This window comes from Nocardia sp. NPDC056564 (genome assembly GCF_042793755.1).
Lineage (GTDB): Bacteria > Actinomycetota > Actinomycetes > Mycobacteriales > Mycobacteriaceae > Nocardia.
This window is the reverse complement of record NZ_JBHTUR010000004.1, coordinates 558,211-582,893: the sequence shown is the minus strand read 5'-3', so window position 1 is coordinate 582,893 and position 24,683 is coordinate 558,211. Positions and strand designations below refer to the sequence as shown.

26 protein-coding genes are annotated in these 24,683 nt (G+C 69.0%); 15 read left to right on the top strand and 11 right to left on the bottom strand.

The window, feature by feature from the left end; translation table 11 throughout:
- The first annotated feature begins 62 nt into the window (after positions 1–62).
- Positions 63–830, top strand: a complete 768-nt coding sequence (locus ACFQ9K_RS14000) for a DUF2470 domain-containing protein (RefSeq protein WP_378716989.1) — start codon at positions 63–65, stop codon at positions 828–830.
- Positions 831–893: 63 nt separating this feature from the next.
- Here the strand turns inward: ACFQ9K_RS14000 and ACFQ9K_RS13995 are convergent, their stop codons facing one another.
- Positions 894–1,682, bottom strand: a complete 789-nt coding sequence (locus tag ACFQ9K_RS13995; protein WP_378716987.1) for a CPBP family intramembrane glutamic endopeptidase — start codon at positions 1,680–1,682, stop codon at positions 894–896.
- A 582-nt stretch (positions 1,683–2,264) separates the two neighbouring features.
- On the opposite strand from ACFQ9K_RS13995, the gene ACFQ9K_RS13990 reads away from it, so the two are divergent.
- The 3 genes from ACFQ9K_RS13990 to ACFQ9K_RS13980 all read left to right on the top strand — a co-directional run bounded on the left by ACFQ9K_RS13990 (position 2,265) and on the right by ACFQ9K_RS13980 (position 4,767).
- Positions 2,265–3,587 carry an LCP family protein gene (locus tag ACFQ9K_RS13990; protein WP_378716986.1) on the top strand — a complete coding sequence of 441 codons (1,323 nt, stop codon included), beginning with the start codon at positions 2,265–2,267 and terminating at the stop codon, positions 3,585–3,587.
- A 10-nt stretch (positions 3,588–3,597) separates the two neighbouring features.
- Positions 3,598–4,146 carry a ferritin gene (locus ACFQ9K_RS13985; RefSeq protein ID WP_378716985.1) on the top strand — a complete coding sequence of 183 codons (549 nt, stop codon included), beginning with the start codon at positions 3,598–3,600 and terminating at the stop codon, positions 4,144–4,146.
- Between the two features lie 72 nt (positions 4,147–4,218).
- On the top strand, positions 4,219–4,767 hold the full coding sequence (locus tag ACFQ9K_RS13980) for a ferritin (protein WP_378716983.1): 549 nt from the start codon (positions 4,219–4,221) through the stop codon (positions 4,765–4,767).
- 253 nt (positions 4,768–5,020) lie between these two features.
- On the opposite strand, the gene ACFQ9K_RS13975 is transcribed toward ACFQ9K_RS13980, so the two are convergent.
- The 4 genes from ACFQ9K_RS13975 to ACFQ9K_RS13960 form a co-directional block, all read right to left on the bottom strand.
- Positions 5,021–5,941, bottom strand: coding sequence for a DUF5926 family protein (locus ACFQ9K_RS13975; protein WP_378716982.1), 921 nt, complete (start codon positions 5,939–5,941; stop codon positions 5,021–5,023).
- A 200-nt stretch (positions 5,942–6,141) separates the two neighbouring features.
- Positions 6,142–6,909: a glycerophosphodiester phosphodiesterase gene (locus ACFQ9K_RS13970; RefSeq protein WP_378716981.1), complete on the bottom strand. Its 768-nt coding sequence runs from the start codon at positions 6,907–6,909 to the stop codon at positions 6,142–6,144.
- The gene (locus tag ACFQ9K_RS13965; protein WP_378716980.1) at positions 6,906–7,931 is read right to left on the bottom strand and encodes a DUF4328 domain-containing protein; all 1,026 of its coding nucleotides are present in this window, start codon (positions 7,929–7,931) and stop codon (positions 6,906–6,908) included. The genes ACFQ9K_RS13970 and ACFQ9K_RS13965 overlap by 4 nt, the downstream gene beginning before the upstream one ends.
- Before the next feature lie 27 nt (positions 7,932–7,958).
- Positions 7,959–8,330 (bottom strand): rhodanese-like domain-containing protein, encoded by a 372-nt coding sequence (locus tag ACFQ9K_RS13960; RefSeq protein ID WP_191093768.1) that lies wholly within the window; start codon positions 8,328–8,330, stop codon positions 7,959–7,961.
- 530 nt (positions 8,331–8,860) lie between these two features.
- Here ACFQ9K_RS13960 and ACFQ9K_RS13955 point away from each other — a divergent pair.
- The 4 genes from ACFQ9K_RS13955 (at position 8,861) to ACFQ9K_RS13940 (ending at position 12,385) form a co-directional block, all read left to right on the top strand.
- Positions 8,861–9,472, top strand: coding sequence for a hypothetical protein (locus ACFQ9K_RS13955; protein ID WP_378716979.1), 612 nt, complete (start codon positions 8,861–8,863; stop codon positions 9,470–9,472).
- A gap of 385 nt (positions 9,473–9,857) precedes the next feature.
- The gene (locus ACFQ9K_RS13950) at positions 9,858–10,481 is read left to right on the top strand and encodes a superoxide dismutase (RefSeq protein ID WP_150400539.1); all 624 of its coding nucleotides are present in this window, start codon (positions 9,858–9,860) and stop codon (positions 10,479–10,481) included.
- Between the two features lie 353 nt (positions 10,482–10,834).
- Positions 10,835–11,362 (top strand): peptidase, encoded by a 528-nt coding sequence (locus tag ACFQ9K_RS13945; RefSeq protein WP_378719324.1) that lies wholly within the window; start codon positions 10,835–10,837, stop codon positions 11,360–11,362.
- Positions 11,363–11,656: 294 nt separating this feature from the next.
- On the top strand, positions 11,657–12,385 hold the full coding sequence (locus tag ACFQ9K_RS13940; protein WP_378719323.1) for a TMEM165/GDT1 family protein: 729 nt from the start codon (positions 11,657–11,659) through the stop codon (positions 12,383–12,385).
- A 43-nt stretch (positions 12,386–12,428) separates the two neighbouring features.
- Here the strand turns inward: ACFQ9K_RS13940 and ACFQ9K_RS13935 are convergent, their stop codons facing one another.
- Together ACFQ9K_RS13935 and ACFQ9K_RS13930 are read right to left on the bottom strand one after the other, a co-directional pair.
- The gene (locus ACFQ9K_RS13935) at positions 12,429–13,118 is read right to left on the bottom strand and encodes a TetR/AcrR family transcriptional regulator (RefSeq protein ID WP_378983173.1); all 690 of its coding nucleotides are present in this window, start codon (positions 13,116–13,118) and stop codon (positions 12,429–12,431) included.
- 24 nt (positions 13,119–13,142) lie between these two features.
- A complete protein-coding gene (locus ACFQ9K_RS13930) occupies positions 13,143–14,021 on the bottom strand; it encodes an SDR family NAD(P)-dependent oxidoreductase (protein WP_378719321.1) in 879 nt (292 codons plus the stop codon).
- Positions 14,022–14,218: 197 nt separating this feature from the next.
- Between ACFQ9K_RS13930 and ACFQ9K_RS13925 the strand changes: the two genes are divergently transcribed.
- Together ACFQ9K_RS13925 and ACFQ9K_RS13920 are read left to right on the top strand one after the other, a co-directional pair.
- A complete protein-coding gene (locus ACFQ9K_RS13925) occupies positions 14,219–14,956 on the top strand; it encodes a DUF4352 domain-containing protein (RefSeq protein WP_378719319.1) in 738 nt (245 codons plus the stop codon).
- 126 nt (positions 14,957–15,082) lie between these two features.
- Complete coding sequence (locus tag ACFQ9K_RS13920) at positions 15,083–15,850, top strand: SDR family NAD(P)-dependent oxidoreductase (protein ID WP_150400533.1); 768 nt, start codon at positions 15,083–15,085, stop codon at positions 15,848–15,850.
- A gap of 47 nt (positions 15,851–15,897) precedes the next feature.
- On the opposite strand, the gene ACFQ9K_RS13915 is transcribed toward ACFQ9K_RS13920, so the two are convergent.
- From ACFQ9K_RS13915 to ACFQ9K_RS13900, 4 genes are all read right to left on the bottom strand, one after another.
- Positions 15,898–16,707, bottom strand: a complete 810-nt coding sequence (locus ACFQ9K_RS13915) for a class I SAM-dependent methyltransferase (RefSeq protein ID WP_378719317.1) — start codon at positions 16,705–16,707, stop codon at positions 15,898–15,900.
- 163 nt (positions 16,708–16,870) lie between these two features.
- The gene (locus tag ACFQ9K_RS13910; RefSeq protein ID WP_378719315.1) at positions 16,871–17,329 is read right to left on the bottom strand and encodes a GNAT family N-acetyltransferase; all 459 of its coding nucleotides are present in this window, start codon (positions 17,327–17,329) and stop codon (positions 16,871–16,873) included.
- 62 nt (positions 17,330–17,391) lie between these two features.
- Entirely contained in the window at positions 17,392–19,362 is a 1,971-nt protein-coding gene (htpG, locus tag ACFQ9K_RS13905; protein WP_378719313.1) for a molecular chaperone HtpG, read from the bottom strand.
- Entirely contained in the window at positions 19,359–20,990 is a 1,632-nt protein-coding gene (locus ACFQ9K_RS13900) for a TM0106 family RecB-like putative nuclease (RefSeq protein ID WP_378719326.1), read from the bottom strand. The genes htpG and ACFQ9K_RS13900 overlap by 4 nt, the downstream gene beginning before the upstream one ends.
- A gap of 323 nt (positions 20,991–21,313) precedes the next feature.
- On the opposite strand from ACFQ9K_RS13900, the gene ACFQ9K_RS13895 reads away from it, so the two are divergent.
- The 5 genes from ACFQ9K_RS13895 to ACFQ9K_RS13875 are packed head-to-tail and all read left to right on the top strand — an operon-like array spanning position 21,314 to position 24,681.
- Positions 21,314–21,958 carry a DUF6474 family protein gene (locus tag ACFQ9K_RS13895; RefSeq protein WP_378719311.1) on the top strand — a complete coding sequence of 215 codons (645 nt, stop codon included), beginning with the start codon at positions 21,314–21,316 and terminating at the stop codon, positions 21,956–21,958.
- An 11-nt stretch (positions 21,959–21,969) separates the two neighbouring features.
- On the top strand, positions 21,970–22,488 hold the full coding sequence (locus ACFQ9K_RS13890) for a hypothetical protein (protein WP_378719309.1): 519 nt from the start codon (positions 21,970–21,972) through the stop codon (positions 22,486–22,488).
- Positions 22,489–22,529: 41 nt separating this feature from the next.
- Positions 22,530–23,183: a YcnI family protein gene (locus ACFQ9K_RS13885; RefSeq protein ID WP_378719308.1), complete on the top strand. Its 654-nt coding sequence runs from the start codon at positions 22,530–22,532 to the stop codon at positions 23,181–23,183.
- Positions 23,180–23,725, top strand: a complete 546-nt coding sequence (locus ACFQ9K_RS13880) for a copper resistance protein CopC (RefSeq protein ID WP_378719305.1) — start codon at positions 23,180–23,182, stop codon at positions 23,723–23,725. Before ACFQ9K_RS13885 ends, ACFQ9K_RS13880 begins: the two co-directional genes overlap by 4 nt.
- On the top strand, positions 23,722–24,681 hold the full coding sequence (locus ACFQ9K_RS13875; protein WP_378719304.1) for a CopD family protein: 960 nt from the start codon (positions 23,722–23,724) through the stop codon (positions 24,679–24,681). The genes ACFQ9K_RS13880 and ACFQ9K_RS13875 overlap by 4 nt, the downstream gene beginning before the upstream one ends.
- Positions 24,682–24,683: the final 2 nt, after the last annotated feature.

Here is a 24,683-nt window from a genome sequence, read left to right as displayed (position 1 = left end):
GCTTAGGGTAACCTAATTGAGCGCCCGAGCGAGGCGAACAACGCCCGACCACGGAGGTTTGCATGCCGCGTCCGACACCGACTGTCACACCGTCCACCGCCGAGCGGGTGCGCAGCGCGTGTGCGCATGCGGAGCAGGCGGTGCTGGCCATGCCCGGCATCGACCCGACGCCGGTGTCCGTGCATCACGTGCGCGAGTGCGGCGACGCGGTGGTCGCGGTGCCCACCACCTCGGTGGCGGCGATCGTGGCCGGGAACTCGCCGGACGCCGGCGCCCCCGCGGTCCTGGAACTCACCGATCACGCGCCGCTGCCGCTGCGCGAACCCGTGCGCGCGCTGGTGTGGCTGCGCGGCTGGGTGCGGGCCGTGCCCGCGCAGGCGCAGCGCGCACTGGCCGGCGAGGTGGCCAAGGAGAACCCGGATCCGGGCCTGCTCGACGTCGGGCACAGCGCGACGCTGCTGCGGTTGGTGATCAACTCCGCGGTGGTCGCCGACTCGACCGGCGCCGAATCGGTGAGCATCGACGAGCTCCGCCGCGCGCAGCCGGATCCGTTCTGCACCTTGGAATCCGCGTGGTTGCAGCACATGGACGCCGACCACGCGGACGTCGTCGCGCAACTCGCGCGCCACCTGCCGCCCCGGCTGCAGCACGGCATCGTGCACCCCCTGGCCATCGACCGCTACGGCCTCACCCTGCGCATCGAAGGGCGCGACGGCGACCACGACTTCCGTCTCCCGTTCAGCGCCCCCGCCGACGACATCGAATCGCTCAGCCGCGCGGTCCGCGTGCTGGCCGGCTGCCCGTTTCTGAACGGACTGCGCCGCATCTGACCACGGTTGCCGACCGCGGTTCGCGGTCCGGGCAACCCCGCCCGGGGCCGCCGCGGGTCCGGCCTACGGCAGCCAGGACACGTGGCCGCGGAGCGCGGTATAGCCGACGTAGGCGACTGTGTCGATGGTGGCGTGGGCGACGATCAGCGGCCACAGCTTGTTCGTGCGCTGCCAGTAGCGGCCGAAGATCAAGCCCATCACCAGGTTTCCGAGGCCGCCGCCGAGGCCCTGGTAGAGGTGGTAGCTGCCGCGCAGCAGGGCCGAGGCGAGCAGCGACGAGTTCTCCGACCAGCCGAGCTTGCGCAGCCGGGTGATCAGGTAGGCGACCACGATGATCTCCTCGGCCAGCGCGTTCGCGCAGGCGGACAGGATCAGCGCGGGCAGCCGCCACCAGTGGTCGCCGAGCGAGGCAGGCACGATCGTCACGCTCACGCCCAGTGCGTGCGCGGTCAGATACAGGCCGAGGCCGGGCACTCCGATGATCGCCGCGAGCACCAGTCCGGGCACGACGTCCGCCCGCCAGCGCAACCGCGCCGCCAGTCCGATCAGCCGCGGCCCGATTCCGCTGCGCCACAACAGATACAGCCCGAGCGCCGCCCATCCGGCCAACCGCGCGACGCTCAGCAGCTGGAACAGCAGATCGATGGTCGACTGGGTGGACCGCGACGGATTCAGCGCGACCGTCCGCCCGCCCACCCCGCCCGGCGCGAGCGCGCTCTCCACCAGCGACAACGCCGCGTTGAGCCCGCTCAACCCGAACGTGACCACCAGCACGACCGCGAGCTCGAGCTTGATTCCGAGCCGCTCCCGCTCCGTCACCTCGGACTCGCCGGCCCCGGACTCACTACGCATGAACTCGAATCTATTGCCCGGCCCCGCGCGCGCTCCACGCGCCGCGCCTCGAGTCGCGTCCACGGGCCGCCTCGCGATGTCGCGAGCGGTCCGCTCCGCGCGGGTTCGATCGGGTGCACCGCTCCACCGCACGTGCGAGCGCACCGAACAATCGCAAGCTCCGCCGCCACGAACACCTGATTCTCCCCGCGGACCACAGGATGGGTGCTGTCGCGGCCGGCACGCGGCCGAGCGGCGGCCCTGATCCGTCGTATCCGGCAGTCCACGATGAGCGAGATTCCTCCGGTCCGCTCAGCGAACCCACCTCCTCCGGTGTCGACAAACACATCGATCCGCGGCCACGCCTGGTGACCTGCATCGATACCCCCACCTGACGACCGCCCGCCGCCCGTGACCCAACTGTTCCCCGCATCTCGATAACACCGAAGCACCGCAGGCGAATTCATAGAGAGTGCGCGAACCGACGGGCACCGGGACCGGCGCGGACCACGCAGGGCACAGACGAGGTCAGCGCCGGAATCGGACGGAGATCATCCGTCGCACGACCTCCCCGAACGACGACGGATAAGTAGAGTCTCAGTGATGAATGGCGACGACCCCAGGTACCGCGCGCCGATGCGCCGGGTGCCGCCGCCCGGCCCGCCGCCGCCGCGGCGTCCCGGGCCGCACCGCGCAGGCCCGCCGGGTGACCCGCAGTCGCCGTACGTCGAGCCGACCCAGGTGCTGCACCGCGGCGGCCCGCAGCCGCCGCTCGCGTATTCGCAGGTTCCGCCGGAAAACGTCGGGACGCGCAGGCCACCGCCGCCGCCGAACAAGCCGCCACGGCAGACCCACGCGCCGACGCAGCAGCCGGTGCCCTATCGCGAGGGACCGCCGCAGCGCCCGCATCGGCCGAGCCCGCCGCCGCCACCGCCGTCCGGTCCCCCGCGCGGCGAACGCCAGCCCCGCGCGCCCCGTCCGCGGCGCAAGCGCCATTACTTCCGCTGGTTCCTGGTGCTGCTGCTGGTGCTGGTCATCGCGGCGGTCGGCGCCGTGGTGAAACTCGACGGCTCATTGACCCGAATCCCGGCGCTGGCCAACTACGCCGACCGCATCGGCGATACACCGGGCACCAACTGGCTGCTCGTCGGCTCGGACGGCCGCGCGGGCCTGACCCCGGAGCAGGAACAGGAGCTGGCCACCGGCGGCGAGGTCGGCCCGGAGCGCACCGACACGATCATGCTGGTGCACATCCCGAAGTCGGGCAAGACCACTCTGGTCAGCCTGCCGCGCGACTCGTACGTCAGCATTCCGGGCAACGGCAAGGACAAGCTGAACGCGTCCTTCGCGATCGGCGGACCGCTGCTGCTGGTGCAGACCGTCGAGATCGCGACCGGCGTGCACATCGACCACTACGCGCAGATCGGCTTCAGCGGTTTCGCCGGTGTGGTGGACACGCTCGGCGGCATCGATGTCTGCGTGCCGAAGGCGATCGACGACCCGCTGGCCGGGATCAACCTGCCCGCGGGCTGCCAGAAGCTGAACGGGCCGCAGGCCCTCGGTTTCGTGCGCAGCCGCGCGACCGCGCTCGCCGACCTGGACCGGATCAATAATCAGCGCGTCTTCATGGCGGCACTGGTGAAGAAGGCGACCAGCGGCGCGACGCTGGCGAATCCGTTCAAGCTGTGGCCGCTGGCGACCGACATGGCGAAATCGCTGAAGGTCGACGACGGCGACCACATCTGGAATCTGGCGCAGCTCGGCTGGGCAATGCGCGGGGACACGATTCCGACCACCGTGCCGGTCGGCGGATTCGAGGACACCGACAGCGGCAATGTGCTGCTCTGGGATAAGAACAAAGCCGGGCAGTTCTTCGACGCGATCGCTTCGGACCGACCGATTCCGGAGGACCTGCTGACCAGGTAGCGTCGATCACATGACGGACACCGAGCTCGATCAGCCGTTCACCGCTCTGCTCAGCGCACAGATCCAGCACGGCTTCACGGCCGCCCAGCAGTACCTCGCGGCGGCCGTGTACCTGGACTCGAATCGGTTGCCGCAGTTGGCAAGACACTGTTATGGCAAGTCCGAGGAGCAGCGCGCGCACGCGTTACGGATGGTCCAATATCTGCTCGACCGTAATGTGGAGGTCCGCGTCGGCGGATTGAACGAGATCCGGTCCAGCTTCGAATCTCCCCGTGCCGCAATGGCTTTCCTGCTGGAGACGGAACGTGCTCGGAGCGGGCAGATCACCGGGCTGGCCCGTGCGGCCCGCGAATCGGGCGACTACCTGGGCGAACGTTTCATCCAGTGGTTCCTGAAGGAACAGGTCGAGGATGTCGCCAAGATGAACACGCTACTGACCGTGATCGACCGTTCGACGGGCGATCTATTCGACGCGGAGAACTTCATCGCACGCGAACTCCGCGCCGCACAACGCGTAGACAACGCCACCCCGAGAATGGCTGGGGCAGCGAAGAATTAATTAGGCAATACTAGCCTCAATAAGGTTGCACTTGGATGACAGGCGCCTTGACCAGCGCTAATGTCCCCTACTATGTCCAGCCATCCGGAGTCCCCACGCAGCAAATTCCACGGCCTGCTCCATGATCAGATCAGGCACGAATTCAACGCCGAGCATCAATACATCGCAATCGCGGTATGGTTCGACAATGCTGACCTGCCGCAGCTGGCCAAGCGTTTCTATGCCCAGGCGGTAGAAGAGCGCAACCACGCGATGATGATCGTGCAGTACTTCCTCGATCGGGATATCAGCGTCGACCTGTCCGGTATCGATGCGGCCAAGTCCAAGTTCGAGAATGTGCACGAGCCGATCGCGCTGGCCCTGGCCCAGGAGAAGACGGTCACCGACCAGATCATCCAGCTGGCCAGCACCGCCCGCGAAGAGGGCGATTACCTGGGCGAGCAGTTCATGCAGTGGTTCCTGAAGGAGCAGGTGGAGGAGGTCGCGAACATGACCACCCTGCTCACCATCGCCGAGCGGGCCGGGTCCAACCTGTTCGATCTGGAAGAGTTCATCGCCAGGGAAATGAGTGGTCCGAGCGATGCCTCCGGCGCACCGTCGGCGGCGGGCGGATCCATCTGATCGTTCGACGCAAACAGGCCCAGCTCTTCGCGAGCTGGGCCTGTTGCCGTTTTGGCAGGCGTCTTACTGAGCGCTCATGGTGCTGAGGATTGCCTTGAGTGCCGCGATAAGTTCAGTCATGAAACTTGTTTCCTCTTTCTTCATCAGGTCGGTGAGGCCACCCTCTACCAGCGTCCGATACTAGCCGAGAAACTGACTCCCGAGTAGCTTAGAAAGGACGATTCTTCACAAAATTCCCGGTTGATTCATTGGGTCAGCGCAAGGTGACCTGACGTGATCGCAGGCCGTCCCGCGAGCGCCGTTCAGCGGCGGTCAACGGCTCGTCCGAGGCGAGCGCCTCCGCCAGTCGCGCGTCGAATTCCTGTGCGGGCTTTGCCCATTCGTCCGGGTGCTGCTCCGGATCCAGGTCGAAGACCGGGACGAGCACACCGTGCGTGCGGAACGAACCGGCGAACCGGGAACCCTCGCCCAGGTTCAGGCCGCCCGCGGCGTGCAGGCGCGCCAGCGCCAGCATCAGGTCGTCCTCGGACTCCGGCCGGACCCAGCGGATGTGCGCCTTGTCGCCGGCGTCCACCCACCACGCGGCGCCGGTCGCGTCCGGGCCGAGCGCGATCCGCGCCGACGGCTTGATCGCCAGCTTGGCCTGCTCGATGGTCGCGGCCACCTGCGGGTCGGGCTGCACACCCTCGGGCACCCACCAGTCGAAGTCCTGGTGCACCGTGAGGTCGAGCTCCGCACCTGCATCGATCACATCGGCCAGGCGCGGACCGCCGGCCACGCTCTCCACCGACGCCAGCGAGTCGCCGGGCTCGGCGGACTGCGTCCACAGGATCGCGGCGGCCAGATCGGCGCCCAGGTCGGCGCCCTGGAACTGCACCTGCGCACCGACGTAACCGCTCGGCTGATCGCCGGCCCGCACCAGCGCGGCCACCGCGCCGGGCAGCACGGTCGCGAGCACGACCGAACGCTCGGCCGCGACGCCGGCGGCCAGCTTCAGCTCGGCGGTCGCCGACGGCACGAACTCGCAGAGCGCGACCAGATCGCACTCCGCGGCCAGTCCCTCGAAGGGACGCGAGACGGTCTGCGCGGCCTGTTCCAGCGCCACCTTCCGCTCGGCGAGACGCTGTGCCCGGTTCCCTCCGGGCTTAGGACTATTCCGCTTGCTCTTACCCACGGGGGGTCAACCTACAGGGTGTGCGCGGCGCCACCCCGCGCGCCACGGCGCCGGACGCGGCCCGAGCCCGCGGGTGGCCGGACCATCGATGGTCGATCGCCGAACGGCGCAGGCGCACAACCTGGTTCACGCTCGCCGCGATCCGCGGCGAGCTGGTCACCGGACCGACTCTGTCAAGGCACCTTTCGATCGGCGCGGACTCAGGCGGCGTCGAGCACGGCCTTGGTGCGGCCGGGGTGGTTGGTGGCGACCCAGCTGACGCCGAGGTCGGCGCACAGGCGTACGTCGTCGGGGTCGTCCACGGTCCAGCAGTAGGTGGCGCGGCCCGCGGCGGCGGCCTTGTCCACCAATTCGGGATGATCGCGCAGCGTCTTCACCGACGGGCCGACGGCGGTCGCACCGACCGTGGTCGCGGCGCCGCCGCCGAGGTAGCGCGACGACTCGCCGAGCAGCACGGTCGGCAGCAGGGGCGCGGCCCGCCGGATCCGCCAGACCGCGGTGGCCGCGAACGACATGACCACCGCGCGTGAGTGATCCGCGGAGGCGGGCGTGGCGATGCCGAACCGCTGCAGCTCGGCGAGCAGCTTGTTCTCCACCAGCGCGCCGTAGCGCACCGGGTGCTTGGTCTCGATGAACAGCTTGGTCGGCCGGCTGCGCCAGTCCAGCACCAGCGTGATCAGCTCGCTGAGCGTGAGCACCTCGGCCGCCGCGCCGTCCGCGCCGAAGTCGAGTTCCTTCAGCTCGTCCAGGGTCATCTCGCTGACCAGGCCGGTGCCGGAGGAGGTCCGGTCGACGGTGCGGTCGTGCACGCACACCAGATGCCCGTCCCTGGTCAGCCGGACGTCGCACTCGACCCCGTCCGCGCCTTCCTCCAGCGCCAGCTCGTAGGCGGCGAGCGTGTGTTCGGGGCGCGCCGCCGAGGCACCGCGGTGCGCCACCACGAACGGCGCGCGACTGACCTGGCTCACTTGGCCAAAACCTCCTCGTGCTCACGATCCACTGCGTCCTTCGGCGGCTCGGCCGCGCGCGCCGCCGCGCCGCCGGGCTGCACCGGCTCGATCACCGGCACGGCCGGGTCGACGGCGATCAACCAGCGTCGCGCGGTCCGGCTGCGGCCCAGCGGGTCTCGGTCCTCGACCGCCCGCATCATGGCCAGGGTGAGCAGCGCGACCCCGGCGGCGACCAGGTCGGTGATCGCGGTGAACAGCACCCCGTCCGCCTTGACCTGCAACGAGTCCGCGGTCCGCCAGGCCAGCGCGACCGCAGTGACCAGGCCGCCGAAAATCCAGGCGGCCCACCAGATCCGGATCGCCCGCAGCGCGCGCGGATCGGACCGGCGCGCGACGATCTCGGTCAGGAACACACCGGGCCACAACAGATTGACCACCGGAATCACGCAGCCGAGCACCAGCGTCCGGACCGAACGCGGGTCGGTGCGGCCGTCCGCCTGGAAGGCGAGCCTGCGCGCGTCCACCAACCAGCCGACCACGGCCACCGCGGCCAGCAGCGCGAGCAGCAGGGCGAGCAGCGCGGCCGCGACGACGAACACGTCGGAGCAGGCCAGCAGCACGGGATCGATCAGCCGCGTCCGATTGCGCAGCAGCAGAAGATAACGCAGCAGTTCGGCGACGGCCGCGACGGCGAACATCGACGCGGTGGCGATCAGCAGCGTGGATGCCCGCGCGGTCAACCTGGTCAGCGGGCGCGGCGCCGCGGCGGCGGGCCGGGGCGGCGGATCGAGCAGCCCCCAGCGCGGAATCCGTTCGTAGCGCGGGGTTTCGCGGCGTGCGGGGCGGCCCGCGGCCGGGGCGCGGCGGGTGCGCTGGTCGGGCTTGCGCGCCACCCAGCGATAGTTGCGCCGCTCGGCGGGCGCGTCGATGGGCGCGGGCGAGAGCAACACGCCGCGGCAACGCGGGCACCAGTGCATCGGGGTCGACTGCACGGCCCAGCGCGCGCCACACCGCGCACAAGGTTGTACGACCGTGCTCACCGTGCCTCCTGTGTCTCGCGGCGTTCGCTAGTAGATCTTCGCCTGCCGGTCACCGTCGGCCACCAGCGGGCGTCCGGCCTGCTGCCAGGCCACCATCCCGCCGTTGACCTGGATCGCGTCGAAGCCGATGTGCGTGAGGTATTCGACCACCTGCAGGGAACGGCCGCCTTGCCTGCAGATGACATAGAGATCGACGTCGTAGTCCAGCTCGTCCACCCGGGCGGGCACGTCGACCATCGGGATGTGCACGGCGCCCGGCGCGTGTCCGAGCTGCCACTCGTCGTCTTCGCGCACATCGAGCAGGATCGCGCGCGGGCCGTCGGCCGGACTCGGCGCGCCGCTGTCGAATTCGCTCGGCACCGCGTCCACCGGGACCGAAGGAACATGGGGACTCGTCACGGTTTCGATCCTGCCATGGGTGGACGGGTGCCGTGCGGTTCCGGCCCGCGCCCGGGCGGTCGGCGACTCGACATCGAGCCGGTACTTCAGGTATGTTTTCCGTCCCGGAACCCTGATCGATGCCCCGCTCAGCGGCCGCATGTGCATACCTCCGACAGAGTTATCCACATAATCCACAACTTCATCCACAGGCTGCAGCTATCAGACAGCGCACCAGTTTCAGGGTTTGGCTATCAAAGCTACCTACCGGCTAACTCTCTCCCGGCCCCCCACACCCCGATCCGGGACCTTTCGTGGGCCCGCAGCAGATTCGTGGCGTGTTCGTGCGGCGCGAACGACCGATCCGGGACTCCCCTCCAGCATCCAATCCCGGAGCGGTCATTCGCCGCCGACCTCGAAACTCGCGGGCGCGGCGGGTTCCGATAACTACTTGGACGGCGGCGGGTCCGATTCGGTTCCATAAAAAACGAGAACACTAGCGAAAAACTGAAATACTGGGCTCCACCGGTAGCTGTCGGTAGCCTGTGGCCATGAACGTGAGCAGGGGGCTACTCGACGGAATGGACACGGCTGGGCTCAACGTCGCACTGGCCGAGGCGACTTGCCTCGGCCTGGAGGTCGACGCGGCGGCCAAGCAACTACGACTCGACTTAGAGGTGCTGACGCTTCCGGAAAACGGAACGCCCACCGAGGATTACCGCGTTCAGGTGACCTTCACCGGGGTCGGCCGCGTCGCGGCCTCGCTGCGCATGCAGAACTGGGATGACTTGGAACCGCAGGTCCTGCCCCTGCAACTGGACGGACTCGACGCGGCTATCCGCAGCTTCGGCGGCGGCAGGCTGCACGGCTGGGAGTTCATCGACCTCGACGACAGCGGCTGGGCCCTGTGGAGCGAGCTGCTCAGCTTCGACACCGAGATCGACGGGCACGTCTCCGCGCACGTGCTGGAGTTCTCCCAGGAAGAAGGCATCGACCCGCGCGAACTGGACGTGCGCGTGTGGTTCGACAACGTGCTCATCGCCGACCCCGCCGGCCGGGAGATCCCGCTGGCCGAGTTCATCGCGGGTGCGACCCGCTGGTGGGAGGCGCACGACGCGGGCGACCCGCGGGCAACCCGTCCCGGCATCGCGCCGCCGCTCTGATTCGACTATCCGACACCGCGCATCCGGGGCCCCCGGGTGTGCGGTTTTCGTCTGCGGGCGGGCGGGGCGACGGCCTGGGTGACCGTTGACGTAGTGGGTATCCGGCACCAGGATCGGTACTGCCCGGCTGGGCGGTTTGCCCGATCCGGCGCAATGCTGACGGACCAGGTGCGGCAGAGTCGCCGCACTAGTTCGTCGTACTACGACGTGGTTCGATGCTACGCGTGAGGTTCGACCCGGTGCCGCGGTGACGTCCACGGGTGCACAGCCCATGCCCACTACGGAATGCGGGGGCATCAGGCCCGGTTGGAACCGAGCGGGTGTACGAATGATGGTTGGGTGTGCTCGAGATGGGCGCACGCAGCCCGACATAGGAAGGGACATCGTGGCTGAGTACACGCTGCCAGATCTGGATTACGACTACAGCGCCCTGGAGCCCCACATCTCCGGGCAGATCAACGAGCTGCATCATTCCAAGCACCACGCCGCGTACGTCGCCGGCGCGAACACCGCACTCGAGAAGCTCGAGGCCGCCCGCGACAGCGGCGATCACGGCGCCATTTTCCTGTACGAGAAGAACCTGGCCTTCCACCTGGGCGGGCACGTCAACCACTCCATCTGGTGGAAGAACCTGTCGCCCAACGGCGGCGACAAGCCGACCGGCGAGCTCGCCGCGGCGATCGACGACCAGTTCGGCTCGTTCGACAAGTTCCGCGGTCAGTTCACCGCCGCGGCCAACGGCCTGCAGGGTTCCGGCTGGGCGGTGCTCGGCTACGACACCCTCGGCCAGAAGCTGCTGACCTTCCAGCTCTACGACCAGCAGGCCAACGTTCCGCTGGGCATCATCCCGCTGCTGCAGGTCGACATGTGGGAGCACGCCTTCTACCTGCAGTACAAGAACGTCAAGGCGGACTACGTGACCGCGTTCTGGAACGTGGTCAACTGGGAAGACGTGCAGGATCGCTTCGCGCGCGCCGTCGGCCAGGGCAAGGGCCTCATCTTCGGCTGAGTTGACGTGCCGCGCCTCCGCGCGGCGTGTTTGCTCGCACTCGCTTCGCTCGCGGCCCGTGTGCCGCCGTGCGGTTGCGACAGCCGTCAGCGAACCCGCGAACAGGACAACCTGTTCGCGGGTTCGCTCGTTTCGGGGCAGTCGCGGGACACGCCCGGGACGCAACGGGGTCTCAGTCGGCGAACAATACGCCGGGCCATGGCATGTGGGCGCAGACAACCGCTGGTCAAGCCGGTTCCGGTGCGGTACTGGCACTCTTTGGTACTTGTGTGCCAGGTGTTTCGTAGGTCATCCTCGGAATCCACAGTTGGAGGACGGGCAAGGCCGCCCCCGGTTCGATGACGGGAGGCACGATGCATACGAACGAACCGATCGGCATCACACCATTCCAAGCCCGCGGCACGCTGCGGGGGTTCGTCATTTCCGGCCGCTGGCCCGACACCACCAAGGAGTGGGCGCAGGTGCTGGTGCTCGCGGTCCGGGTGGCCTCGATGCCCGGCCTGCTGGCCACGTCGACGGTGTTCGGCGTGCGCGAGGACCTGCCCGACGACCCGGCGCCCGGCACCGTCGGCCTGGTGATGGCCGAGGGAACGGTGCTCGGCGCGGAGGCCTTGGCGCCCGGGCGGTTTGCCGGTCATATGCCGGCCGCCCTGCTGATGCTGCATCCGCCCTCGGAAACCCGGCCGTCGCTGCCGGAGTGCGCGGGGGCCGCGTCGGGTTGTGTGCTGCTGCCCGGCGTGCCGCATCTCGGGCTGGAGCATCGGGCGGCCTGGGCCGAGGCGGAATTGGACGGCACGGTGACCTCCCTGGTCAGCCGCGTCGGACTGGACCCGATCAGCGACCCCGACACCGCGGTTCTGGCCATGCTGCTGGCTGCGTAAGGGTACCCGAAGTTCTCTGCGTGGATCACCAAACTTATTGTGCGCATTGCGATTTGGGCAACACCAGGTTGGCACACGCGGACCCGTGCGGGTAGAGTCGGGTACAGCGAAGGGGAGTAGCCCCCAATTGCACAGTCGACATACTGACCCGCCACCCCACGAGGGTTCGGGTCCGGCTGTGTGAACCGGAACAATCCGGTGGGCGAGACCTTCGGCCGAGACAACTAATCGTTGTCGGCCGGAGGCGTACCCAGACTCCGGCCGGCAGGCCGGAGACCCGGGAGCCACACAATCATGATCGCCACTGTTTTGCTGAGTATCGGCATCGTCTTTCTCGCCGAGCTGGGCGACAAATCCCAGCTGATGGCGTTGACGTTCGCCCTGCGCTATCGCTGGTGGGTGGTGCTCGGCGGCATCGCCACCGCGTCGGCCGCGGTGCATCTGATCTCCGTCGGCGTCGGCTATTTCCTCGGCTCCGCGCTGCCCACCCGGGCCATCTCGCTGGTCGCCGCGCTCACCTTCCTCGCCGTCGGCCTCTGGACGTTGCGGGAACACTTCCGCGCGGACGACGAAGACCCCGCACCCAAGTCCCTGCGCGCGAGCACCGCGCCGTTCTTCGTGGTGCTGTCCGCGTTCCTGCTCGCCGAGCTCGGCGACCGGACCATGTTCGCGACCGCCGCGCTGGCCACCGATTACGACTGGGTCGGCGTGTGGATCGGCTCGACGATCGGCATGGTCGCCGCCGACGCGCTGGCCATCGGCATCGGCATCCTGGTCGGCAAGCATCTGCCGGAACGGGCCATCGGGATCGGGTCGGGTCTGCTGTTCCTGTACTTCGGTGCGGCAACGTTGATCTCGACGGTCGCGCCGTCGCTCAGCGGAGTGATCGTCGCCGCGCTGGCCGCGATCGCGCCGGCGGCGGGCGCCGCGGTCATGCTGATCGTCCGCGCGCTGCGGCCCGCGCCGGTCGCGCCCGACCTGCCCGCCTCGGCTCCGGCCGCGGATCCCGAACTGCATCGGTAGCCGGGCCGCCGAACTCGGTGCGGCGGCTACCCGGCGAGCGAGTTCACCTGGATGATCCAGGCCGCGCCTCGGCCAGCGTGTTCCCGAACAGCTCCCCGCCCCGGCGCACCAGGTTCAGCAGCGGAACCCGCAGCGCGAGCAGGCCGGCCGAATCGTCGGCCGCGATCCGGCCGGTGACCATCGCGCTGATCGCGGCGGCCAGGGTCTGGCAGGCGAAGCGCTGCTCCTCGGTCCTGGCGCCGAGCACGTCGGCGATCAGGCCGACGAACAGCTCCTGTAGCTGTGCCCGGCGCGCGAGGGCCGCCGTGCCGACCGCGTAAACCTCCACCAGGAACAGCCGCGCACTGGCCGGGTCATCGACCAGGTGCTGCAGGTAGGCCGCGAAGATCCGGTCCATCCTGGCCATGCGGTCCGGCTCGGGCTCCGCGCCCGTCGCCGGGTCCTCGGCATCCTCGGAGGCATCCGCGATGCGGCCGAGCAGGTTCTGCACGGCCCGCTCGTAGGCGGCCTCGAAACAGGCCTCCTTGGAGCGGAACTGCTCGTAGAACGTCTCTCTGGACACTCCGGCGCGTTTCAGGATCGCCGCGACCGACGTGCCGACATAACCGTTCTCCACCATCGCCTCGGCCATCGCGATCAGGATGCGCTCGCGTTGCGAGGCCACCACCTGCTCGCGCGGCAGGCCGTGCCTGCCGCGCGGGAGTTGGCGTGCGCTGGTTGCCGATTCGGTCATTCGATGGCTCCGGGGTCGGTTCGGCTAGGCTTTCCGCTCCATTTTGCGGGGTCTGTCCGGTTGGTCCGTTGTGAAGGGTGTCTCTTCGTTCCGCGCGATCTCCAATGCCCGCCGCACCCCGTGGCGCAGCGCGATCGCGATGACCCGCTGCGCGATCGGCCGGAACGGCAGCACGACCGCCACCCACCAGGGCGAGACCACCTGCTTGCGTCGCCGCGCGATGGCCTTCTCCACCGAATCGATGGCCGGCCCGAGCGGCGCGACGCCGGACACGGTCGACCGGCCGATGATCGCGCGCGCCGCGGCGGTGCCGAATCCGCGCGAGGTCATATCGGTGTCGAGTTCGGCGAAGTACGCGACGCCGACCTTCGCCCCGGTGTGTTTGAGTTCGATGCGCAGCGTATTGCCGAGCGCCTCCACCGCGGCTTTCGACGCGCTGTACGCCCCGACCAGCGGCAGATTCACCGCCGCCGCGAGCGAGGAGACCACCAGCGCGTACCCGTTCGGATGACTGATGTGCGGCCCGGCCGCCCGCAACGTGTAGTAGACGCCGAGCACATTGACCGCCAGCGTCTGCTCCATCACCGCCGGATCGCCCCCGATCAACGGCAGCTGCCGCGCCACCCCCGCGTTCGCCACCACCACATCGAGCCCGCCGAGCTCGTCGACCAGGGTCGCCACCACCCGATCCACCTGCTCACGATCCCCCACATCGCAATACCGCCACGGCGCGTCCCCGCACTCCCGAGCCACCTCCCCCAGCAACTCCCCCTCCAACCCCAGCAACGCCACCCGCGCCCCACCGGCGTGTAGCTGCCGAGCCAACGCGGCCCCGATCCCCCGCGCCGCCCCCGTGATCAAAACCTTGCGCCCAGCAACAGACGCCCCCGCAAACAGCTTCATGCAGCGACGGTACCACCAATGAACACGTTTGTTCGCAAATAAATTAGGGGCGCACCCGAATGCCGCACCGACCGGCCGAAATGCCCACTGCCTGCACGTATTCCAGTTATGCCATTAGCACATGAAACGTAACGCAGGTCACAATCGGTCGATAGACGCGTCATCAGTTCCATCACTTCTCGCAGAAGGCAAGACCGATGACGACACCGCATAACGAATACCCAGCCCAGCAACCGCCGAATCCCCACTGGGGCAACCAGCCTCCGGCCGGGCAGCAGTCGCCACAAGCCGGGCAGTTCGCACCGCCCGGATACGGTCAACCGCCGAAGAAGTCCGGTCGCGGCAAGATCGTGCTCATCGTGGTCGCGCTGATCGTCGGGTTGTGCGGATTCGGCGCGGTGATCGCCGCGGTCAATGGCGGAGATGACAAGAAGACCGACACCACCGCCAGCAGTCCGGCGGCCGCGCCGATCGTCGGTGCGGCGGGCGAATCCTCAGCTCCGCCGGCCGCGAAGCCGTCGGCCGACAAGCCATCCGGGCCCGGTCTCGATACCCCGGTGCGGGACGGCAAATTCGAGTTCGTCGTCACCGGCGTCCAGGTCGGCCTCGCCGAGGTGGGCGACAATCCGTACCTGCGGCGAACGGCCCAGGGCGCGTACACGATCGTCTCGATGACCGTGAAGAACATCTCGAACAAGCCGCAGGGCTTCAGCCCGAGCGATCAATACCTATTCGACACGCAGAACCGCAAGTTCGAGAACGACAGCATGGCCGCGATCAACCTGCAGGCCGACACGAGCATGTACGCCAGCGTGAACCCGGGCAACACGGTGACCGCTCAGGTGGTGTTCGACCTACCGGCCGACGCGGTGCCGAGCCACATCATGCTGCACGATTCGATGTTCTCCGGCGGGGCCAAGGTGACTCTCCGGTAGCCCCGCCCTGGTCTCGGCGATGGTCCTTTCCGGGGTGAGAGGGAGTCCTCATGGGGGTTGGGCGGGGCAACCGTTAGGGTGCAATTGACGAAGGGCCAACTGGCTGTCACGAACGAGAGGACCATCGTGGAGATTTCGGGTTCCGCCGCCATTGTCACCGGAGGCGCATCCGGCCTCGGCGCCGCCACTGCCAAGCGTTTCGCCGAGCTGGGGGCCACTGTCTTCGGCCTGGATGTGCCGCAGTCGATCGAGCGGGCCGGGGACAACGTGCCTGCCGGGGTCACCCTCATTCCGGCCGATGTCACCAGCAATGACGAGGTAGCCGCCGCGGTCGCGAAGGTCGTCGAGTCGGGCGCGCCGCTGCGCATCGTGGTCAACTGCGCCGGTGTCGGCTGGGCCGGGCGCATCCTGTCCAAGAACGGCCCGCACGATCTGGAGCTGTTCCGCACCGTCATCACGGTGAACCTGCTCGGCACCTTCAACGTCATGCGGCTGGCCGCCGACGCGATCAGCAAGACCGACACGGTGGACGAGTACGGCCAGCGCGGCGTCATCATCAACACCGCCTCGGTCGCCGCGTTCGAGGGCCAGATCGGCCAGATCGCGTACTCCGCGTCCAAGGGTGGCGTGCACGGCATGACCGTGCCTGCCGCGCGCGACCTGGCCCAGTTCGGCATCCGGGTGAACACCATCGCCCCCGGCATCATCGACACCCCGATGCTGGCCGGCGTCACCGAGGAGTACCGCAAGGGCCTCGAGGCCGGCGTCCCGTTCCCGTCGCGCCTCGGCCGCCCGGACGAGTACGCGCAGCTGTCGCAGTACATCGTCGAGCACGACTACCTCAACGGCGAGACCATCCGCATGGACGGCGCGCTGCGCATGGCCCCGCGCTAGCCCCGAGTACAACTCGAAGCCGCTGCCGACCTCGGTCGGCGGCGGCTTTATTTGTGCCCGATGCCGAGGAACGCGGTGATGGACAGCGGCTGCTGCGGCCGATAGTGCTCGGCCAGATAGGACTTCATCACCGCGACCCGTTCGGCCCAGACCTGTTCGCCGACCGTGCGGCGCAGCAGGCTCAGCGGCGCGCTGCTGCACACCATGGTGTCCCACATCTGCTCGGCGCTGTCGAAGGCGAGCGCGATCGTATGCCGTTGGATGGACACGGCTTCGAAGCCGGCCCGGCGCATCTCGGTCTGGAAGACCTCGGGGTTCTCCAGGCTGAGGTAATTGGGCTGGGGCTCCTGGATACTCGGATCGGCCGCGTGGAAGGCGCCGAACATCAGCCGCATCAGCGGAGATTCGACGACCGGCGCCCAGCTGGACACCACGGCCGTGCCGCCGGGCCGCAGCACGCGGAACAGTTCGGCGAAACCCCTGCTGCGCTCGGGAAAGAACATCAGCCCGAACATGGAGAACCCGGCGTCGAACCGGTCGTCGCCGAACGGCAGCGACTGCCCGTCACCCACGCGCGCCTCGATATTGGTCAACCCGGCCGCCCGCGCCGCGGCGATCAGTCGCTCGATCATCGGACCGGAGAAGTCGATGGCCTGCACCTGCGCGACCTGCGGCGCGGCCAGCAGACTCAATAGCCCAGTCCCCGCGGCGACATCGATGACCTGGGAAGACGCTGTCAGCGAGGCGAATTCGAGCGCGCGGTCGGAGAAGGGCTGCATGATCGCGGGGGCGAATTCGGCGTAGCCGTCGGCGACGAGATCCCACGGCTCGGCGAAGGCGAGAGGGTTTCCGGACATGTGCTGACGATCCTTTCGATCGCCCAAATTTAACCGCTCCGTCCCGTGAGGGACCACAAAACCCGGCGAATATCGCTGTGCACGAAGGATTTCGGATCGAGTGCCAGAAGGTAGCGAAGCATACCGTTTCACTCTAAGAGCAGCTCAATAGGGCAAATCGGACTCAGAGCGCGCGGCGGAACGTCATCAGATCACGTCCCGGCCCGTTGTAGTCCGGCACCGGGCCGCCGACGGTGAACCCCATCCGGGAGTGGAACGCGATGGACGTCTCGTTGGCCGGCGCGGTCACGGCGGTGACGACGCGGCGGTCGTGCGCCCGCGCGGTCGCGAAGAACCGCTCGTAGAGTTCCCGCGCCAGCCCACTCCTACGCGCATCCGGATGCACCCCGACGAAATGGATATACGCCGCATCGGCTTCCGACGGCGAGGGAAACCCGATCAGAAACCCCGACAGCCGCTCGCCGGTCTCCGCGACCAGGCTCGTCCGATGGAAGTGATCGAGAAACAGCCGCGGCAGCACCGGCAGGATAGGCCGCCCCCACCACTGGTCGACCACGCCCGCGATGGCGTCGTAGTCCGCGGCCCGCGCCGCCCGGATCACCGGCTCAGTCGAATTCGACACAGCCTCATTCTGCCGAGCATCCGGCGAGGACCACCGCGGGGTGGTCCTCGCCGGTGTCCGGATCAGAGCGTGCGGGTGAGTCGGTCGGTGAGGATGTGGGCGAACCGCGCCGGGTCCTTGAGTTCGCCGCCCTCGGCCAATACCGCTGTGCCGTAGAGCAACTCGGCGGTCTCGGTGAGCTCGGGGACCTTGCCCGCGTCGGCGTCGTCCTTGCGCGTGTCGTAGGCGTCGCGCAGGCCGGTGACCAGCGGGTGGGTCGGGTTGAGCTCGAGGATCCGCTTGGTCTCCGGCATCAGCTGACCGGACGCGCGATACATCCGCTCCAGCATCGGGGTGAAGTCGAAGACGTCACCGACGAGGCAGGCGGGCGAGGTGGTGAGCCGGCTGGTCAGGCGCACCTCCTTGACGCTCTCGTCCAGGGTCTTGCCGAGCCAGCCGAGCACCTCGGCGAAGTCCTTGTCCTGCTGTTCGCGCAGCGCCTCGGAGGCCTTCTTCTCCTCCTCGGACTCCAGGTCGACCTCGCCCTTGGCGATCGAGACGAACGCCTTGCCGTCGAACTCCGGCACCGAGCCGACCCACATCTCGTCGACCGGGTCGGTCAGGATCAGCACCTCGCGTCCCTTGGCCTTGAACGCCTCCATGTGCGGCGAGCTCTCGATCTGCTGCCGGGACTCGCCGGTCATGTAGTAGATCGACTCCTGGCCCTCGGCCATCCGCTCGACGTACTGGGCGAGCGTGGTCAGCTCGGACTCGGAGTTCGTCGACGCGAACGAGGACACCTGGAGGATGGTCTCGCGGTTGTCGGTGTCGCCGAGCAGGCCCTCCTTGAGGACGCGGCCGAATTCCTTCCAGAACGTCTGGTACTTGGTCTGGTCCTCGGCGCCCTGCAGGTCCTTGACCGTGGACAGCACCTTCTTGACCAGCCGCTTGCGGATCATCCGGATCTGGCGGTCCTGCTGCAGGATCTCCCGGGACACGTTGAGCGAGAGGTCCTGCGCGTCCACCACACCCTTGACGAAGCGCAGGTACTCCGGCATCAGCTCTTCGCAGTTGTCCATGATGAACACCCGCTTGACGTAGAGCTGCACGCCGCGCTTGTGCTCGCGGGTGAACAGGTCGAACGGCGCCTGCGAGGGCAGGAACAGCAGCGCCTGGTATTCGAAGGTGCCCTCGGCCTTCAGCGGGATGATCTCCAGCGGGTCGTCCCAGGCGTGGCTGACGTGCTTGTAGAACTCCTTGTACTCCTCGTCGCTGACCTCGCTCTTCGGCCGGGTCCACAGCGCCTTCATGGAGTTGAGCGTCTGGTCCTCGACGACCGTCTTCTCGGTCTTCTCCTCCCCCTCACCCTCGGTGACGGTCCGCTCGACCTGCATGCGGATCGGCCAGGCGATGAAGTCGGAGTACTTCTTGACGATCTCCCGGAGCTTCCACTCCTGGGTGTAGTCGAAGAGGTGGTCGTCCTCGTCGGCAGGCTTGAGCTGCAAGGCGACCGAGGTGCCCTGCGGCGCCTCGGCCAGGGTTTCGATGGTGTAGGTCGAGCTGCCCGCGGCCGACTCCCAGCGGGTGCCTTCGGTCTCCCCTGCGCGCCGAGTGGTCAGCGTGACCTTGTCGGCGACCATGAAGGTCGAGTAGAAGCCGATGCCGAACTGGCCGATCAGTTCGGCGGTGTCGACGTTGCCCGCGGCGGCGCTCTTGGCCTCGTTGAGCTTCTTGCGCAGTTCGGCGGTGCCGGACTTGGCCAGCGTGCCGATCAGGTCCACCACCTCGGACCTGGACATGCCGATGCCGTTGTCCCGCACGGTCAGGGTCCGGTTGTCCCGGTCGACCACCAGCTCGATGTGCAGGTCGTCGGTGTCGACCTGCAGATCCTTGTCCTGATAGGACTCCAGTCGCAGTTTGTCCAGTGCGTCCGAGGAATTCGAGATCAACTCCCGCAGGAAGGTGTCCTTGTTGGAGTAGACCGAATGGATCATCAGCTCGAGCAGCTGATGGGTCTCTGCCTGGAACTCGAGTTGTTCGACGTGCTCAGTCACGTCGCGATGGTACCGCCGCGCCCGAGCGACGGTGCCGGAGATGGCAGCGGAGCGAAATCGGCCAGGCCGGGAACCTCGAGGTCGGCCCGGTTCGACATCCAGTCGCGCAGCACCTGGGTGGCCCGCACGTCGTCCTCGTTGTATTCCAGCAACCGGGTGCGCTGGGACAGGTCCGGCTCGCCCTCGTAGCCGACGGCCAGCCGGTACCAGCTCATCGAGGCCTCGCCGCCCGCCTCGGCGTCGCGCCAGGCGAAGCCGGCGACCGGGGCGATCTTCTTGAGGCCCTTGCCGTTCGGGCAGATGAACTGGTCGGAGACGGCCTGGAACATGTCCACCCACTCCGGCCCGTCGACGAACGCGCGCACCTGCTCGACCGTCGGCACCCCGGGCCGCCCGGCGAAGCGGCGGGCCGACTCGTAGAGCCACTTGTCCTCGGCCGTGCGCGAATAGCAATAGGCGGCAAAGGTTTTGCCGTTCACCGCGGCGTCCGCGCGGATGGTCATCAGCCAGGTCCAGAACTCGCCGAACGAGCGGCCCTCGTCCTCGGTGGGCAGCGGATCCCAGGTGACGAACGGGCGGTAGACGCCGTCGAGCAGGGTGCCCCACAGGTAGGCGCCGTACTCCTGGAAGCTCTCCAGGTCGACATCCACCTCGACGTCGGCCCGCTGCACCCGGACCGGCTCGACCCGGCGGACCAGCGGCGCGCCCGCGATCCAGGCCCGCGCGGTGACCACGGCCTCGTCGAACGGGCCGTGCTGCCAGTCGTCGGGGTCGTCGCCCGCCCACCCGGCCAGGTCGTCGATGGTCTGCACGCCGTGCCTGCGCAGCACCTCGGCGCGCGAACCGGGCGCGACCAGGCTGACGTCGCGGTGCGCGACCAGCCAGCCCTCGCAGCTCGGTCCCTCGATGCCGCGGGTCCACCACGGGCACTGCCGGCATTCGGGCACCTTCGACGGCACGGTCGGCAGTTCGCCGCGCACCACCGCGACCCGGTCGGCATAGCGCTGGTCGTAGTCGGCGAGCACCGGGCCGAGGTCGTGCACCAGGATGCAGTCGAAGTGGTAGCCGATCACGCCGCCGACCAGGGCCGGGCTGGCCATGCCGTGGCGCTGCAACATTCGGTACAGGTGCGCGAGCCGCTGCTGGTCGCGCGGCTGCTGACGCAGCTTGCGATGCCGGTCCGGGCGCGGGTTCCAGTGATACGGGTCGGTGGTGGTCGGGTGGAAGTCGGCAGGCTCGGGCTGGCGCGGGTCGGTCACCTTGTGGTTCACCACGATCACCGGGATGTATCCGCCGCGATCGAGATCGCGCAGCAGGATCTCCGAGCCGCCGCGCCTGCCGGTCTCCGGCTCCTGCGGCAGCAGCCCGCCCCAGATGTGGTGCACGCCTTCCGCGCACGCCGCCATCGTGGCCGCGGCCCGCTCGGACGCGCGCAGGGTCGGATCGATCACCACCCAGCCCGCCGGGTCCGCCTCGATCAGGGCGTCGCGCACCCGCAGCCGATGGGCCGTCGCGGCCTCCCGGCGCTGCCGCACCCCCGGATCCTCGGTAACCCCTTGCAGCGCACCGGGATGTACCGCGTCCAGATGCAGCCGATGCCGGCAGCCGATCAGCGCCCTGGCATCGATGAACGGGGTCGGCGCGCCCGCACCGTCGGCCGGCCGTTCGACGGCCGTGCCGTTGTGCTTGCGACCTTCTCGGTCACCGATGCCCGATTCCACGCTATGCAGTATGGTCCCTACCCCCGACAAACCCACGAACCCCGTGGGCACAGCCGTGGTTCGAACCGGACAACGCCCGGCTTCGTGACTACTCCGGTACGACTTCGGCGAGCAGCCACGCGACCGGCGACACCGACCCGTTAGGGTAAGGGCAAACCGTGTGACATGGGCGGACGGGCTTTCCCCGGCGTCGTACTGCCATGGCAAACCAGCATGACGGAGGGCCTTCGATGGGGTTGTTCACGAAGCGCAAGCGGCGCCCGAGCCGCAGGGCCGAGGCGAAAGCTCTCAAGCACAAGGCCGGTCTGGAAGCCAAGCTGGTCGCGAAGAACGACCGCAAGGCCCGCCGCGCGGAGGCCCGCACCCAGCGCAAGGTGGCCAAGGCGCAGATCGCGGCGCTGCAGGCGGAGGAGAAGGCCTCGCTCAAGCTGGCCGCCAAGGCCGAGCGTGAGCTGTTCAGCGCGAGTCAGGTGAAGAAGTACCTCGGCGTGGCCAGGGTGCTGATTCCGGTGCTCGCGCCGCTGGCCTATCGCGCCGCGACATTCCTGCGCGCGCAGCTGGACACCCGCAAGGCCCAGCAGCTCGGCATCGGCATCGAGCAGCTCGGCGACTTCGGCGGCCACGGCGCGAAGCTGCAGGCACGGATCGTGAATACCGAAGCGGCGCTGAACAAGGTCGGCGCGCAGGGCGGCAAGGACCGGGGCGACACGCAGAAGTTCATCGCGGCCACCCAGGCCCGGCTGGACAGCCTGGCCGCCGCGGTGCAGACCGCGGAGCAGATGCCCGCGCCGCGCCGCCGGGCCGTGCACGCCTCGATCGCCGAGGAACTGTCCGGAGTCGAAGCCGACGTGCTCGCCCAGCTCGGCGTGCGCTGACCGCTCGCGCGATGCCCCCGTCACCGCATACCGGCTACCTGCGTGGTGGTCTGGTCGGCGTGCTGGTGGGGTCGCTCGCCGTCGCCGCGCACGGAGCCGCGGGCGGTGGCTTCCCCGGTTCGGCGGAACTGACGCTGGTGCTGCTGGTCGCCGCGCTGGCCGGAGGCGCGGCGAATGTGCTTGCCGGCGGCCGTGCTTCGGTGCTGGGGCTGCTGCTGCTCGGACAGCTGGCGAGCCACGCGGCGCTCTCCGGCCTGGCCGGCCACGAACATCCCGCTGCCGCGACGAATCCGCTACCCACCGGGTGGATGCTGATCGCGCATGCGGTAGCCGCACTCGGCTGCGCCGCGATCATCTCGATCATCGAGCGGCTCTACGCCCTGGCCTCCGGCGCGGTCCGCGCGGTGCTGGCCGAGCCGCATCGCCCACCGATCGCCGGACCGGCGCACTGGTCCAATCCCGGTCTCCCGCTTTACCGCTGCCCACCGAAGGGTGCGATCGGCCCGCGCGCGCCGCCGGTGCCGGCCTGACCCGCCGCACCACTCCCCTTCGGACAGAAAGCCTTTCCCTCATGCACCGTTCCATTTCGCGCGCCACCGGCACGGCCGTGGCCGCCGCCACCTTCGCGCTGCTCGCCGCGGGCACCGCCGCCGCGCACGTCACCGTGGACGCGCCGGGCGCCCAGCAGGGCAAGTACGGGGTGATCACCCTGCGGGTGCCCACCGAATCCGACACGGCGAGCACCACCGCGCTCACCGTCGCCCTGCCCAACCTGAAAAGCGCGCGCACCGAACCGATCCCGGGCTGGTCGGCCAAGATCGAGAAGAACGACAAGGCGGAGATCACCGCGATCACCTGGACCGCCGAGCCTGGCAACGCCGGCGTCGGCCCCGGCCAGTTCCAGCGCTTCGCCATCGCGCTCGGCCCGCTACCCAGCCAGGAGACGGTCAGCTTCCCGGCCAAGCAGACCTACAGCGACGGCAAGGTGGTCGACTGGAACCAGCCCGCGGGCAAGGACGGCGCCGAGCCGGAGCACCCGGCTCCCTCGCTGACCCTGGCCAAGGGCAAGGCCGGCGACGACCACGGGGCCGCCGCATCGGCCGCGAGCTCGTCCGCCGACGACACCGACAACACCGCGCGCTGGCTCGGCGGCATCGGCCTGGCCCTCGGCCTGCTCGGCGTCGCGCTCGGCCTCGGCAACGTGATCCGGGCGCGGCAGTCGTGATCCGGCGACTACTCACCGCGCTGGTCGCGGGGGTGTTCCTGGTCGGATTCGGGGTTGCCGCAACGGGAACCGCCGCCGCGCATTCGGCGCCGACGGCCAGCGTGCCGGACGACGGGGCGACGATCGAGGCGGGTCCGGCCCGGGCCAGCATCACCTTCAACGAGGCGTTGCAGCCCAGTTTCCCGGCGCTCACCGTGGTCGGCCCGGACGGCAACCTGTGGTCGAAGGGCGCGCCGACGGTGGACGGCAACACGGTCAGCGTCGAGGTGGGTGAGCTCGGCCCGGTCGGCGAGTACACGGTGGCCTACCGGGTGACCTCGGCCGACGGCCATCCGGTCAGCGGCAAGCGGCATTTCACGCTCAGCAAGGCGGGCAACGGTGTGCCCGGCGAGAAGCCCAACGCCAACGGCGGCGGCTCGGACAACGACGGCTCCGACGGAATTCCGCTGTGGGTCTTCATCGTCGGCGCCGTGGTGCTGTTCGGCGGCGGACTGGCGTTCGCGCTGTTCGGCGGCAGGAGCCGGAAACCGAAGCAGCGGTGACGGGTAGGACGATCGGCGGCCGGGGCGGTGCGCGACGGGATGCCGCACGCGCGCCGTGGCCGATGCTGCTGATCGTCCCGGCCGGGTTGCTCGGCGTCGTGATCGCCTGGGGGCTGGCGCTTCCCGCGGGTTTCGCCGCCGCGGCGACCGTCCGGGTGCTCGCCGACGGTGCCGGCGCGACGGTGCTCGGGCTGGCCGCGCTGCCCCGGCTGCACGCGCGCCTGACCCCGCCGTGGCGATTGCTCGCGGTGCTGGCCGGCTTCTGGTGCGGCACCGAATTCGCGGTGCTGGTGTTCGAGGCCGCCGACGTGGTCGGCGTGCCGGTCGGCCGACTCGCGGCCGGGGAGTTCGGCACCTTTCTGGTTCACCTCAGCGGCGGGCAGATCGGCATCGCCGTTCTGGTGGGCGTCGGCGCGGTCGCGGTCTACTCGGCGGTGGCGTTCCGGCGGGCGGACATCGCCTCCGCCGACCTGGTGCTGGTGTTCGCGGCGGTCGCGCTGGCGCTGCGGCCGATCACCGGGCACATGTCCCAGCAGACGTTCGGGTCGGTGCTCGCCGCGGTGCACGCGCTGGCGGCGGCCGCCTGGTTCGGCCTGCTGGTCGCGCTCGCGCTGGTGGTGCGGACCCGCGGCGAGTGGGCGGTGGTGCTGCCGCGCTATTCGGCGATGGCGTTGCCGCTGGTCGCGGCGGTGGCGGTGACCGGACTGCTGAACGGGCTGGTGCGGGTCGGCGGGATGACGCCGTTCGTCACGACCGGTTACGGACGCATCCTGCTCGCGAAAACCGTTGTGCTGATCGGCCTGCTGGCGCTGGGCTGGTGGTGGCGGCGCAGCTGGGTGCGCCGGGCGGCCGATCACCGGATGACGGCGGCGGCCTCGCTGCGCCGTGCGACCATCGAGGTGCTGGTGATGGCGCTGGCCTTCGGCCTGGCCGCCACCCTCGCGGTCACCGCCTGAGC